This window comes from Pedobacter nototheniae (assembly GCF_004335085.1).
Taxonomy (GTDB): Bacteria; Bacteroidota; Bacteroidia; order Sphingobacteriales; family Sphingobacteriaceae; genus Pedobacter; species Pedobacter nototheniae.
Map to the genome: position 1 here is coordinate 135,236 of NZ_RQRS01000003.1, position 13,701 is coordinate 148,936.

Annotated in this window: 12 protein-coding genes; 2 read left to right on the top strand and 10 right to left on the bottom strand. The window is 34.6% G+C overall.

Annotated elements, in window-relative coordinates:
• Position 1: 1 nt before the first annotated feature.
• From EHC72_RS04080 to EHC72_RS04090, 3 genes are all read right to left on the bottom strand, one after another.
• Positions 2-3,220: a UvrD-helicase domain-containing protein gene (locus EHC72_RS04080; protein ID WP_131536377.1), complete on the bottom strand. Its 3,219-nt coding sequence runs from the start codon at positions 3,218-3,220 to the stop codon at positions 2-4.
• An 83-nt stretch (positions 3,221-3,303) separates the two neighbouring features.
• Positions 3,304-4,098 (bottom strand): tRNA threonylcarbamoyladenosine dehydratase, encoded by a 795-nt coding sequence (locus EHC72_RS04085; RefSeq protein ID WP_131536379.1) that lies wholly within the window; start codon positions 4,096-4,098, stop codon positions 3,304-3,306.
• Positions 4,099-4,152: 54 nt separating this feature from the next.
• On the bottom strand, positions 4,153-4,803 hold the full coding sequence (locus EHC72_RS04090) for a TatD family hydrolase (RefSeq protein ID WP_131536381.1): 651 nt from the start codon (positions 4,801-4,803) through the stop codon (positions 4,153-4,155).
• 111 nt (positions 4,804-4,914) lie between these two features.
• Here EHC72_RS04090 and EHC72_RS04095 point away from each other — a divergent pair, with 111 nt between their 5' ends.
• Positions 4,915-5,451 (top strand): thioredoxin family protein, encoded by a 537-nt coding sequence (locus EHC72_RS04095; protein ID WP_131536383.1) that lies wholly within the window; start codon positions 4,915-4,917, stop codon positions 5,449-5,451.
• A gap of 53 nt (positions 5,452-5,504) precedes the next feature.
• On the opposite strand, the gene EHC72_RS04100 is transcribed toward EHC72_RS04095, so the two are convergent.
• Positions 5,505-5,699, bottom strand: coding sequence for a hypothetical protein (locus EHC72_RS04100; protein ID WP_131536385.1), 195 nt, complete (start codon positions 5,697-5,699; stop codon positions 5,505-5,507).
• A 57-nt stretch (positions 5,700-5,756) separates the two neighbouring features.
• Positions 5,757-7,457 carry a glycoside hydrolase family 3 protein gene (locus EHC72_RS04105; protein WP_131536556.1) on the bottom strand — a complete coding sequence of 567 codons (1,701 nt, stop codon included), beginning with the start codon at positions 7,455-7,457 and terminating at the stop codon, positions 5,757-5,759.
• Positions 7,458-7,667: 210 nt separating this feature from the next.
• Between EHC72_RS04105 and EHC72_RS04110 the strand changes: the two genes are divergently transcribed.
• Positions 7,668-7,847: a hypothetical protein gene (locus tag EHC72_RS04110; protein WP_131536387.1), complete on the top strand. Its 180-nt coding sequence runs from the start codon at positions 7,668-7,670 to the stop codon at positions 7,845-7,847.
• 80 nt (positions 7,848-7,927) lie between these two features.
• Here EHC72_RS04110 and EHC72_RS04115 read toward each other — a convergent pair whose 3' ends face one another.
• The 5 genes from EHC72_RS04115 to EHC72_RS22935 all read right to left on the bottom strand — a co-directional run bounded on the left by EHC72_RS04115 (position 7,928) and on the right by EHC72_RS22935 (position 13,676).
• A complete protein-coding gene (locus EHC72_RS04115; RefSeq protein WP_131536389.1) occupies positions 7,928-8,458 on the bottom strand; it encodes a DinB family protein in 531 nt (176 codons plus the stop codon).
• 84 nt (positions 8,459-8,542) lie between these two features.
• A complete protein-coding gene (locus EHC72_RS04120) occupies positions 8,543-9,208 on the bottom strand; it encodes a Rossmann-fold NAD(P)-binding domain-containing protein (protein WP_131536391.1) in 666 nt (221 codons plus the stop codon).
• Between the two features lie 15 nt (positions 9,209-9,223).
• Positions 9,224-9,967: a peptidase associated/transthyretin-like domain-containing protein gene (locus EHC72_RS04125; RefSeq protein ID WP_131536393.1), complete on the bottom strand. Its 744-nt coding sequence runs from the start codon at positions 9,965-9,967 to the stop codon at positions 9,224-9,226.
• A gap of 77 nt (positions 9,968-10,044) precedes the next feature.
• Entirely contained in the window at positions 10,045-10,404 is a 360-nt protein-coding gene (locus EHC72_RS04130) for a nuclear transport factor 2 family protein (RefSeq protein ID WP_131536395.1), read from the bottom strand.
• A 68-nt stretch (positions 10,405-10,472) separates the two neighbouring features.
• Complete coding sequence (locus EHC72_RS22935) at positions 10,473-13,676, bottom strand: PEP/pyruvate-binding domain-containing protein (protein ID WP_211660275.1); 3,204 nt, start codon at positions 13,674-13,676, stop codon at positions 10,473-10,475.
• Positions 13,677-13,701: the final 25 nt, after the last annotated feature.

Below are 13,701 nucleotides of genomic sequence, written 5' to 3' on the forward strand. Positions count from 1 at the left end.
ATTATACTAATTTCAACCTCCCGCTAACTGCATAAAACAAATAAGATTTTATATTGCTATAACCCATTTCGGCCAATAGGTTTTTATAATTTTCAACCTGCTCAATGTGTTTTTTACTTTCTTCCAGTGTAAATTTATAATCCAGAATAATCACTTCATCAGCATTAATTAAAACCCGGTCTGGACGGTGTAATTTGCCTTGAGTATCAATTATGCTTTTTTCGGTAATACTTTCTGTTGCACTTTGCAAAATCACTTTTAAATCTTCGTGGTTTAGCACTTCCATTACAGATTCCTTTAAAGCAGATTTCTCCTCCTCTTTTATAATTCCTTGTAAAACCAGATTGATAATGTAATCATCTACTTCTTTTTCAGTACTGGCATTTGCTAAAATATCATGAAGTAAAGAACCCTTTCTTCCAGATTTTTCGATGTTAACCAAATGTTTTAAATGCTTTTCTTCTGATGGAATATAAAGCTCGGATAAACGCGTAGTTGTGGGGTAACTTTTTAAATTAATGAAATTCGAATCCTCGGTTTTACTGTCAACAGCAACATAATCAACAATTTCGTAAACGCCATTTTCATCAAATTCATTATCGAAAGTTAAATTAATTACATCGCCCATGTTTGATAATTTCAGCTCTTTTTTGCCCATTGTAGCAATGTATAAATAATCTTTAGAGCGTGTGGTTGCTACGTAAAGCATATTTAAGGCATCCATATTATTGTAAAGCAATTCTTCATAATACGCTTTTGCAATTGCAGAATCTGCCAATTCTTCATTGTATTTTAATGGTATCCCCCTAAGTTCTTTATAAACTGTATCTTCTGATGAAACCCAAAATGTTGAATTTGCTTTCCCTTTAATTTCCCAATTACAAAAAGGAACAAAAACAGCTCTAAAAGCTAGTCCTTTGGATTTGTGAATGGTTATAATTTGAATAGCATCAGCTCCTTCGGGCGAGGGCAATGATTTTCTCACTCCATCTTCATCCCACCAGGTTAGGAAAGCAATAATGCCTTTTTCTCCAAGTTTTCCGGCATTGGCGGTTAAATCTCTAAAAGCTAATAAATATGGTAAGTGCTGGGTAAGTTCTTTCAAGCCATATACTTCAATTAAAATTTCAACCAATTCTGGTAATGGCAATTGCAACCATGATTGCCAGTTTTCGCAAAGCGATTGTGGTAATACAGCTATTAAAGTGCTTAAAGAAACATTATTAAGGTTTAAATAATGATTTGCGTTTGCCTCTTTATTGTGAAGTGAGTGATATAATGCAATACAATTTGCTTTATAAAGTGCTGTTTGCGCATCTAAACCGATTAAGGTTTTTAAAGTATTTATAATTAATTGAACGGCAGAATTATTTGATATAAGTAAGGCATCTCCAGATAATACGGGTAACTTTTGCTCCATTAATTTTTGTACCGTCAATAATGCCTCACTGTTTGAACGAACCAAAATTGCAATATCTTTCAATGCATAGTTTTGTTGATCCTTTAAGTAAAAAATTTCTTTTATAAGGTCATCTAAAGCAATATCTCTGAAAACCGTTTCGGTAAAACGAGCTTCGTTTGGTGCATGCTCTTTACCAAATTTCTTGATTTTTATAGTTCCGCCCTTTAATGTGTTTGTAGCAAAATTTTGTGTTGAACCTGCATAAATATCGGTGATTATCTGTTCATAATTTTGCTCATTCCACCAGTTAGAAATGCTTTCTGGCTTACCTGCTAAATTTTGATTTAACTCATTTTGCAAGGTGAGAGGAATAGAGCGATAAAGGAAATTGTTAAAAGTGATGATATTTTCAGCACTGCGATAATTTTCTTCCAAACTTTCTTCAACAACATTATGTGCTCCAACATCAAGCTTGGCATGTTTGTGCAAAATATTCCAATCGCCATTGCGCCATCTGTAAATAGATTGTTTGGTGTCGCCCACGATTAAATGGTCTATTAAATCCTGGCTTGGTGTTGCAATAGCGTTGGTTAAAAGTGATTTGAAACTTCCCCATTGACTGGTTGAAGTATCTTGAAATTCATCAAATAAAAAATTGCGGTATCGGTTGCCAACTTTTTCCCATATAAAAGATGGATTATCTCCAGCATCATCAGTAATTCCGGAAATTAATTTTTGTGCATCGCTGATTAAAAGATTATCATTTTCTGCTCTATATTCTTTTAATAATACAGCAATTTCCTGCATTAACCTTAAATAATATAGGTTTTTGTTAAAAGCAATGGCTAAACTATAATTTGGCAGATAATCTAAATAATGGGTTTTTATCTGTTTTAAAATAGGATTTACAATTTCGAAAGCTTCAGGAAAGCTTACGTTTTTTTGGAACCATTCTTCAGGTTCATCAATGTAATTAAAGAGTGGTTCAATTTTCGAAAAATCTCCTCGTGCAACTAAAATAATCTTTGCTAAGGCACTTCTTGATTTTCCTTTTAGATGTTCATTTTCTACACCTAAAACACTTAATGCATCATGTGCATCAGTTGCTAACTGGATAATTTTTTCTTCGAAATTTTTAATCTCATCTTTTGTAACACTGATGTATTTCTTAAAAAGTTCATCTATATTTTCAAGTCCCAATTCTTCCACCGCGGATTCAAAAACCTGAAAGCGTTCTGAAAAAATTTCTCCAATTAAGTTATAAAGTTCAATTTTATAGTTCCAACTTTTATTATCGCCAATGCGCTCAATGGCTAAATCAATAATCCATTGTAAAAGCTGCTTATTATCGTTAAGTGCTTCATCAAGTTTATTAACCAAATCATCCTTAACCTTGTCATAATTCATTTCTAAATTATAATCAGCATTTAAGCCCAGTTCAAAGGCAAAGCCACGAATTACTTTTTGTACAAAACCATCAATAGTACTTACGGAGAAACGGCTATAATCGTGAAGGATTTTACGGTAAATTTTATCTGCTTTAAATTGCAATTCCTGTGCGCTTAAATTAGGATATGCAATTAGGATTAATTTCCTATAATCATCTATTTTTTTTGAAGGATTTCCTTTTGCTAAGCCTACTAAAACCTCTAAAATTCGTGATTTCATTTCTTCGGTAGCCTTATTGGTAAAGGTTACGGCTAAAATTTCTCGGTATTTATTTTCTCCACTAAAAAGCAAAGTAAGGTAATGTGCGGTAAGACTGAATGTTTTACCTGAACCGGCAGAAGCTTGAAGAATTTTTAGGGGTTGGGGCATAAAATGATTTCGTTTCGGAAATTTAAACTTACAACAATTTAAAATTTTCCCGAAATCATGATTTCAACAATGTGTTGATGAACTTAAGTGCTCTTCTTTTTCTTTTTGGCTAAAACTTTATGACTAATCCGGGCTGGGCGTTCGGCCATTTCAATGGGTAAGCCCAATAAATCTCGCACAACAACAGATGCGCAAGCACCACCAAATGCAGCAGGCAAATAAGAAACCGTGCCATAAGCAGAACGTTTAAAATTACTACCATCGGTCATAATCATAGAATTTTTATCCATTTCCTCCGTAGAAAATACTGCTTTAATTTTTCCGGCATTTGCTAATTTATTTAACCTTTTACGCACATAACTTGCAAAAACACATTGATAGGTATCAGGAAGTAAGGTAATACGTAATCTGGTTGGATCCATTTTACCACCAGCGCCCATAGAACTTACAATTGGAATATTTTTTTCTAATGCTGTTGAAAGTAGTGTGATTTTTGGCATCACACTGTCAATACAATCCATCACATAATCGTATTTGGTTTCTAAAATTTCCCTGCATTTTTCGGGAGTAAGAAAGGCATTTACCACATGTAATTTCAATTCTGGGTTAATGGCCAATAAACGTTCCTGCATAATCTGTGCTTTGCTAACACCATGATTGGTTGCAAGCGCAGGTAATTGCCTATTTCTGTTACTTGGATCAACAACATCGCCATCAACAATTGTCATTTCTCCAATCCCTGAGCGACAAATAAATTCGGCGGCAAAAGAACCTACACCACCTAATCCAATCACTAAAACGTGTTTGCCTTGTAATTTTTCAATTCCGGCGTCGCCAATAAGTAGGGCAGAGCGTGATAGCCAGCTAACATCAGACATAAAATATTTTGGGTATTTTGATTATCCTTCGACGGGCTCAGGATCACATAAAACTTAAATTAACTTTTTCCAGTCGGCAAAAATACGAGCTTTCAGTGCTTCTACACTACACTTTTTTAAATTTGCGGCAGTTTCATAAATTTCTTCAATAGAAATTTCTTCATCATCTGTTTCTAAAAAGAAATAATCTGTATTGGCAACAATTTGTGCTGCTCCTGATTCGGGATTTAAAATTGCTTTACCAAATGATAGAAAAAAGCCCTTAGCAATTAACTGTTTACCCATTTCTTCATTTTTATTGAACCCGTGAATAATCATTGGCACTTTTACTTTAAGCCTATCTTTAATTTCTATTAACTCGGCAAAAGATTTCACACAATGAAGAATAATCGGTTTATTTAACATTTGCGCAATGGCAATTTGTTGTTCCAAAATTAGAATTTGGCTTTCCAGACTTTCCCCTCTCAGTTTATCCAAACCGCATTCGCCAATCATTTTTACATTGCTTTGTTTTGCTAAAACCATCAAATACTTAAGTTGTGTTTCCATTTTATCAATTGTTGCATACCACGGATGCAAACCGATGGAAATTGGTTTAGTTTTGGGCATCGCAAGAAATATATCGCTGGTTAGCGACAGGCTTTGAATGCTGATTACGCCTTTTTTTTGAGCAGATTTATGGGTGTGTATATCTAAGAAATCCATTGAGATACAAAGATAAGCTTTTGAAAAAATGTATTCACTCTGTAAAGAATTTGCGAATAATCTATAAAAATAGTGGTCTTTATTACATTTGTATAATCATTTTATAAAATTATGAAAACGATATTAACTTTATTGGCTGCGGTATTTATTTCTACTGCATCATTTGGACAGGCGAAAAAGGATGCCGTTCATATTTATAATCCACAAGCCAATGCCAAAGCTGATATAGCAGCAGCGGTTGCAAAAGCGGCTAAAGAAAACAAGCACGTTTTAGTGCAGGTTGGCGGCAACTGGTGTGTTTGGTGTATTGCTTTCCATAATTTGGTGGATAGTACAGCTACTTTGAAAAAATACATTAACGATAATTTCGAAACCGTTTTAGTAAATTATAGCCCAGAGAATAAAAACGAAAGCGTTTTAGCGGATTTAGGTTATCCTCAACGTTTTGGCTTCCCCGTATTTTTAGTTTTAGATGGCAAAGGAAAAGTGCTGCACATCGAAAATTCATCTTACCTAGAAAGTGAAGAAGTTGCCGCAAATGGCAAAAGAAAAGTTGGGCATGATGTTAAAAAGATTACCGCATTTTTGAAAGGTTGGACAACCACAGCGGTTAATCCTGAAACTTATAAAGCAAAAGCGAGTAAATAGAAATATCAGAAAATAAAAAAGCCGCAGATTAATATTAATCTGCGGCTTTTTTATTAGTCGTTTGAGTCATCATCATCCAAATCTAATTCGTATGATGGTCTGGATGCTTCATCGGCTTGTTCAAGCATATCTTTATCATGTTCTATGCTTACATCATCGCCGCTAATTTCCTCAATCCCATCAACACCATCTTCTCTGCGTAAAGCATCATTCGGATCGTCCGAATAGTTATCTTTTGGGTCTATCATAACATTTATATTTTATTTAACATAAGTGTTTTAAACTCGAAATTGTTTTAGAAAACGTTATAAACCATCACCAAATTTATAATATGGAGCAATACTAACTGGCAACTTTCCTGATGGCACCAATCTATTATTAATTACTGCGGCAGCGGATATTTGCATGTAGTCTTCTTTTTGGTAGGCTACAACCAAGCCTTTACTTTTTTCTAATCCTGGTAAACTCGCTAAATTATAAGGATTAGCAAATAATGCGAAAACAGCTTTTTTTCCTGCTAATTCAGTAATGAAGTTTTTAACCCCAGCGTTTAAAGGGATATTGTTTGCAGGCCTCGATCGGCTATCGTGAATCCCTACGATAACTTGATCAAATGCACCAATTTCTCTTGCTATATTAGAAATTTGGCTTGCGGTAGCATCTTTATCTAATACATAATAAACGGAATTGTAATAACCTTTTGATATTTCTTTCTGGAAAAGCGTTACCGATGGTACACCAATGCTAATAATAGCCGTTCTTCTAATCGGGATCAGGTTTTTAATATAATCCTTACCTTTTAATAAAGTAACAGAAGCATTTGCAAGTTCTTGTACAAGTGCGTTGCTGGCTTTACGATTAACATCTGCAACTACATTTTGTGTAACTACTGTATCTCTTTTGTATAATCCTGCCCAATATTTAGCTGTTAAAATTTTACGTACGCTGGCATCAATCACTTTCATGTCAATTCTATCTTGTCTTACAGCTTTACGCACAAGCTTAATAGCTCTTTCGCTGTTTTCAGAAAGCTCCAAAATATCATTGCCTGCAATAATTCCCATTAAATCCGCTTCGCCATCTTTAAAGTATTTTACTACGCCTTTCATATCCATAGCATCAGAAATAATTAACCCTTTAAAACCTAATTTCTCTTTTAAAATGCCAGTAATAATCGGTTTAGATAGGGTTGAAGGCAAGTTTGGTGTATTATCTAAGGCAGGAATATTCATATGTGCTACCATAATACCTGATGCACCTTGCTTAATTAATTCTTTAAATGGGTACATTTCTAAAGTATCCAAACGGGTTGCACTAAAATTTAGTTGTGGTAAGTCGTAATGCGAATCTACATCTGTATCGCCATGCCCAGGAAAATGTTTAAGAGTGGTTAATAAGCCTCCATCTTGCATGCCTTTCATGTAAGCGCCAACTTTTGCAGCCACATTGTATTTATTTTCTCCGAAAGAGCGGTAGTTAATCACCGGGTTTTTTGGATTATTATTTACATCAGCATCAGGTGCTAAATTCATTTGCATCCCCATACGCTTGTAATCTTTGGCAACTTCAAGCCCCATTTTATAAAGAAGTTCTTTATTTTGAATGGCTCCCAATGTCATTTGGTAAGGAAAAGAAATGGTACTATCCAAACGCATACCCAATCCCCATTCTCCATCATTTGAAATAATTAAGGGCACACGACTTACTTTTTGGTACGCATTTGTTACTGCTGCCTGCCTGCCTGGCCCACCTTGGAAAAATACAACTCCCCCAAGTTGTTCCTTTTTAATAACTAACCCAACGGAGTCAGCGTATTTTTTGCCCAGATTGGTATGCGCTCGTACAAAAAACATTTGTGCAATACGCTCTCTTCGGTTTAATTTATTAAAAACAGAATCAACCCACTTAGGTTGATTGGCTAACATTTCTAAATACGTTTTTTGCTGTGCAATGCCCGAAAAAGCGGCAGAGCATAAAATAACAAGGATAATTAAGTTTTTTCTCACGTGTGTTTTGTTGTCTATCTGATGTGCTAAATTAGTAATCAAAAGCTCAATTAAACAAAAACCAGTCCATGTAATTAATTTTATACATTAAAATCTTGAAATTATAAGCTCAAAAGGTCAGATAAAAGAAAATAAAAACATAATGCTCCAACCTATGGTTGTATAATAAAGCGCTCCTTGTAATTCAGTATTAAATTAAATTATAAAGCCATGAAAAACACAACCACACCAAAAAACAACCCTACAACCCAGGGCAGTTCAATAGCTGATAGAGCCAATCATGATGTAAAAACAGATAAAAAAATTCAGGGTATTACTAATGGCGGCGGACAGCGTTCTGATCAAACTTCGAATAAAGATAACGAGCGGAAACGCGAAAATAAAAATTAGAAAAATTGCCTCCTGAACTTGGTGGATGACTCAGATGATTTCATTTCGACAAGTTCAGGAGATAAAAAACTATTTCAATATTATCTGGCATTTACATTGTAATAATTATAATCCGTCATTGGAGCTCCCACAATGCCTAAATTGTGGCAAATTGTAATAACCTGCCCGCGGTGGTAAGTGCTGTGATTAAAAACCTGCATTACATATTCAAAGTTTTGAAAGTTAGAGTGGAACCAAGGGCTTTGAACAAAAACATTTTCCTCGAGCGCTACGGTTTCCATATCGTGGATATAATTAGCTAATGTTTCGGATTGTTGAAGTAGTAAGTCAAATATTTCTTCCACATCGCATTTGTAATCTATTCTTAAAAAATCTGTTTTACTAATTACAGAAAACCAAAATTCTTGAGTTTGCAAAATATGAATTAAGGTTGCCTTAACGCTTTTAAAACTCGATTTTACTTCTTGTTCTAATAAGACTAAAGATTGCTTTTTAAGCCAATTTACAAGCGTCATATTTGCCCAAAAATTATAATTGGCGTAATTCTTCATTAATTCAGTAATGGCATCTCTTTTAAATAGAGTTGTTGATTGTAATTGTTCCTGTATCATAGTTTTTATTTGTTTCTACAAAATAACTACAGGCAACTGACAACCCTATGGCAGTCTGAAATAGAATAGAAAAATTAATTTTAACTATGCTTTCGCCATTGCAATAATGTCATTCCCTTCTAAAATCCGTCTTTCATTTTTACGGTCAAGTGTATTAATCATTGCTAAACTTAATTCTTCCATGGTACAAAAACCCTTAGGATATATTGCCCTTCCAATAGGAAATAACCAAGTAATATATTTATAGAATTTGTGCGTATGTTTTAATCCTTTAGTAGGTTTAATAAAGCCAGGGCGGAAATTAAATACTTGTTCAAGGGGTAATTTCATTAAATCATTTTCTGTTTTGCCCTTTACGCGTGCCCAGGCAGTTCTTCCTTTTTCGGTACTATCTGTGCCACCTCCGGATATATAACAAAAAGTCATATCTTCATTTAACCTGCTTAAAGTTTTGGCTACATGCATGGTTAAAGTGTAGGTCATTTTATAATATTCATCTTCAGCAACTCCAACGGAGGTTATTCCTAAACAGAAAAAACAGGCATTATATCCAATAAGATCTTTTTCAATGGGTGAAAAATCAAAAAAATCAGCATGAATAACTTCCTTCAATTTGGGGTGGCTATAACCCGAGGGCTTACGATTAATTATTAGAACACTATCTATTTTTGGGTTTTGTAAGCATTCATGAAGCACGCCTTCGCCAACCATTCCAGTGGTGCCGGTAATAATTACATTTTTTCCTGTCATATTCGATTTTAATAACTAATCAGGCTTTTTAAATTCTGTGAAGCTCTGTTTTATATAGGTCATAATTTCATAGTCATTCATTTTCCTGATTTCTGAAACTGTTGGTCTATATTTCTGTATGAAATTTTTGAGTGCATCTCCTTTCAGCCCCGTAATTGAAGTAACGGTTTCTGCCGAAAAATGCTTTTCAATATACTGTTGATCTTCGAGAATTTTTTGAGTTTTTTGAAGAGTTGTAGAGTCCGTTTTTTTAGTTTTAAATAAGTTTACCACTCTTAATAAATCTACAGTAGCAATGCTAGAAGTGGAGTTGGAAACTAGCCCAGCAAAGTCAGACTTATCACGTAATCCCTTTTCAACAAGAACATTTCCAAGGATAGGCTTTTCGTACGTTTCCATATCTGCATATTCTTTTTGCAGTTTCTGGATAGCTTTTGTATAATCCTTGCGTGCGCTAACGGTTACATCACTTAAATCTATAGAAATTGGAGTAAGATAAATCAAAACTGAATCGCCCTGACCAGGCATAATTTCATAAGGTTGATACCCCATATGCCTGATTATAATTTTTTCGGTACCCTTAATTCTGGTTAACTTAAACTTGCCATTCATAGCTGTTTGGGTGCGTTGGTTGCCATAAATAACAACTGCATTTACTGCAGGCTGTTTTGTAAAACGATCCAATGCTTGTCCGTTTAGTTGCTGTGCATAAGCCTGAACAGAAAAGATAGTTATTGCGAGTGATAAAAGATATTTCATGGCGACAAGATGTTAAACGAAGTTACATTATAAAAAATTGGCAATCATAAATTTAACAGAACTTAACGCAATATGTTTTAATGCGATAATGGTATATTCATTAAGTAGCTCGTTAGCTTTGATATTAATCCATTTTCCATTTCAAATACATCGCAAAATACAAGCTTAATTACCTCTCCATCCTTCTTTTTTGTTACAACACGGCCTTCAGCAATTACAACATTATTACTTTCTGTTAATCTGCTTACTGTTATTTCTGGCGGGCTAATAAAAAGTTCATTTTCAATTTCCTGATCGAAGGCTTCTTTACCCGTTTTTAAATAAACCCCCGGGAGTTCCCAAATTACATTATCGGTAAGACAGGCTAAAATTTTTGAGTGATTATTGGTGTTAAATCCATCAATATATTTATTTACTGTTTCCTTATTGGAGCTCATAGCGTGCTGTAATTTAATTCATTATATAAATATATCGTTTTACAAACTAATATTATGCAAGAAACGCTTTACAGTATTTCTATAAATCCATCGGTGCCATTTACCCTGATGTGTTGCCCATCTTTTATAAGTTTTGTTGCATTTTCTACCCCAACAACTGCAGCTAAACCATATTCTCGAGCTATAACCGCACCATGAGTCATCAATCCGCCAACTTCGGTAACCAATCCTTTTATGGATACAAACAAAGGTGTCCAGCTTGGGTCGGTAAATGAAGTAACTAATATATCGCCATGCTCCAAGTTAGCATCTTCCATGTTTAAAATAACACGAGCTCGTCCTTCTATAATTCCTGATGAAACCGCTAAACCTACGAGAGCACCTTCAGGAAGGTTTTCTTTTTTATAACGACCGGTAATAATTTCGCCTTCGGATGTAATTACACGGGGCGGAGTTAATTTTTTATAAAACTTATAATCTTCTTTTCGTTTGTTTATGATGTTATAATCAACTTTTTTCGAGCCCACGGCTGCACGAAACTCCTCAAAAGTGAGGTAGTGGATGTCTTCTTTTTCAATAAGTACATTCGCTGCAACCAAGTTTTCGGCCTCTTTTAATAATGCATGTTTATAAATTAGGTATCGGTTAACTAATCCATATTTCGGATATTCACGATAACCTGAAAAATTACGAATCAGATCTATCTTCTCCTTTGTTTCTTTAACTTTTTGCTCACCATCTGGTAACTGAGCCAACCGATTTAATAAATTTTGCTCTTTTTTGAAAGCCTCCAGTTTACCCTGTTCAAATTTTTTGGTGCTTGTATTCACTTCAAAATTTTTAACATTATTGAGAATTAAAGGCAAGAGTAACGATGGTTTTTCACTCCAACGGGTTTTGGTAATATCAATTTCCCCGGCACACCGCATTCCGTATTTATTTAAATAAGCACGAATGGCATTTTTTGCCGCATGCCCTCCTTCAAATTTATCGAGGTCATTTAAAAAATTATCATCTTTTACATGCTTCAAGTGCTCAACTAATTTAGGGTAGGGGCGAATTACATCAGCCACATCTAAAAGTTGTAACCCCATTTCTGAAGTAATGTTGTTGGCTACAGATTGAGAAAGCGTATCGGCTGCATTTTTTTCGCCCAACCATTCGTTCATCTTTTCATTAACCCATGCCGAAGCATTCATCGCCGCCATAATTACTGCCAAACTTTGTGCATTAAACAAAGCCTTTTTTAACTCCGGAATATCTTCCAGTATAAAGTCAAATACTTCGGGTCCAGTTTTAGTTTGAATATTTTGACGTAAATTTTCTATAGATTTCTGACTATTATTAATTAATTCAGCAATAATTGCCGGATCATTTTCGATTACATTTGGACTTACTTTACTTTCTTTTTTACATTTAACTAAAAAGAAGGGGAAACTATCTTCAATTTCAGCAATTTCAAATAAGCCACTTTTTCCAAATTCAGCGGTAACAGATTCTCGATCATAAAAAAACATTTTTACACCATCTAATATTTCATAACGATCTTTGCTTATAAACTTCCCTTTTCCATAAGTTTCAGCTTTTTTAGAAATCACAGAAAAAATCATGCAACCGCCTTCTGCAAGCTGGTTGTAACAGTTAGCAATAAGCTTCTGCCTTTCGCTACCATCCAACAAATGAATCAGCGCATGGCAAAATATTCCATCATACAGCACCTTATCGAAAGGCATATCCGTTACAGATCCGTGGTAGATAATCATATCCGATCCATAATGCTTTCTTGCCATTTGAATCGCTGTTTTTGAGATCTCAATCCCAGTTACTATTATTCCATTATCTGTAAAAATTTTTGCATTTCGCCCATAACCAAAACCAGGAATAAGAAGGTTTTTTACCTTTTTTTGAATGAAAAAATCTTTAGCTAATACAGCAGAAGCTGATGGCTCAAACCCCCACATTTCTTGTTTTTCAATGAAATTAGTTTCCCAGAATTCTGGTTTTTCCAACTGGTTTATTGCAGTGTTTTTATCATTATCCACGAATGGCTTTATAAAATTTTCTCGCTCTGCGATGGTAATCAGAGCATCTTTTATCAGTAAATCTGAATGTCCGAAAGTTTCTATTAATTTTTTTTTACTCTCCGGAGCGGAAAGTTGCTGGGTTACATCAACAAATAATCTTCCACCTGCAATATGCATTTTGGCGGGCGTAGTGAGCAAGAAAAAAGATAATCCCAATGGTTTCATCGCATCAGTCATCATTTGATTATGGCCAACCGAAACATAAACGTGATTTTCATTATCGTTAGATTCAGGGATTGGAAACAAAGTTGTAATTGGACGGCTTTGCACAATGTAAATTTCATCATCTGCCAAACACCACTCAATATCCTGCGGACAGCCGAAATTTGCTTCAATTTGTTTTCCTATTTGCGCAAGTTTTAAAATTTGAACATCTGTTAATACCTGGTTTGCTTGTTGATTCAATTCAATTTCTTGGGTTATGATGCCTCCATCTTTTACAGGATATATTGCTAGTTTTTTAGAGGCAATTTTCTTTTCAATAATTTTATCATCAATTACTTTATAGAAATCGGTATTTACCAAACCTGAAACCATGGCTTCGCCAAGCCCAAAACCAGCATCAATTGATAATATTTTTCGATTAGAGGTAATTGGATCAGCAGTAAATAAAATTCCTGCCGACTGTGGGAAAACCATTTTTTGAACTATAACAGATAGCTGAACTTTACGATGATCGAAATCGTTTTGAATCCGGTAAGTTATGGCTCGCTCAGTAAATAATGAAGCCCAGCATTTGCTAATATGTTTCAGGATTGATTCTTCGCCAATAATGTTTAAATAAGTGTCTTGTTGACCAGCAAAAGAGGCTGATGGTAAATCTTCTGCAGTAGCACTGGAACGAACCGCAAAGGCATCGTTTTTATTAAATTTTGAGAGGGAAGATCTAATATCTTCTATTATTTCATTAGGGATGAGAGCGTTTTCTATAATTGAACGTATTTTTAAACTTATCTCACTAATGCTTTCCCTATCGTAGACTTTAATATTTGACAGTTTATCCAATAAATCACCAAGCTCAGGCTTATTATTAGTGATTTTCTTGTAGGCATCAATAGTAATGCAAAAACCTTCTGGCACTTGTATCTCTTTAATTTTAGAAAGTTCGCTCAGATTATTGCCTTTACCTCCAACAAGCATAAAGTTAGATTTGTCAATCTCCTGAAAATGGATAGCATAAGGGTTCATATAGATGGCTTTAGCAGATGTGTAA

What these genes read in the sequence shown, in the direction of transcription:
- EHC72_RS04100 (WP_131536385.1), bottom strand. Translation starts at nt 5,699, where the DNA reads ATGATAGACCCAAAAGATAACTATTCGGACGATCCGAATGATGCTTTA.
- EHC72_RS04125 (WP_131536393.1), bottom strand. Translation starts at nt 9,967, where the DNA reads ATGAAATATCTTTTATCACTCGCAATAACTATCTTTTCTGTTCAGGCT.
- EHC72_RS04095 (WP_131536383.1), top strand. Translation starts at nt 4,915, where the DNA reads ATGAAAACGATATTAACTTTATTGGCTGCGGTATTTATTTCTACTGCA.
- EHC72_RS04080 (WP_131536377.1), bottom strand. Translation starts at nt 3,220, where the DNA reads ATGCCCCAACCCCTAAAAATTCTTCAAGCTTCTGCCGGTTCAGGTAAA.
- EHC72_RS04130 (WP_131536395.1), bottom strand. Translation starts at nt 10,404, where the DNA reads ATGAGCTCCAATAAGGAAACAGTAAATAAATATATTGATGGATTTAAC.
- EHC72_RS04120 (WP_131536391.1), bottom strand. Translation starts at nt 9,208, where the DNA reads ATGACAGGAAAAAATGTAATTATTACCGGCACCACTGGAATGGTTGGC.
- EHC72_RS04085 (WP_131536379.1), bottom strand. Translation starts at nt 4,098, where the DNA reads ATGTCTGATGTTAGCTGGCTATCACGCTCTGCCCTACTTATTGGCGAC.
- EHC72_RS04090 (WP_131536381.1), bottom strand. Translation starts at nt 4,803, where the DNA reads ATGGATTTCTTAGATATACACACCCATAAATCTGCTCAAAAAAAAGGC.
- EHC72_RS04110 (WP_131536387.1), top strand. Translation starts at nt 7,668, where the DNA reads ATGAAAAACACAACCACACCAAAAAACAACCCTACAACCCAGGGCAGT.
- EHC72_RS22935 (WP_211660275.1), bottom strand. Translation starts at nt 13,676, where the DNA reads ATGAACCCTTATGCTATCCATTTTCAGGAGATTGACAAATCTAACTTT.
- EHC72_RS04115 (WP_131536389.1), bottom strand. Translation starts at nt 8,458, where the DNA reads ATGATACAGGAACAATTACAATCAACAACTCTATTTAAAAGAGATGCC.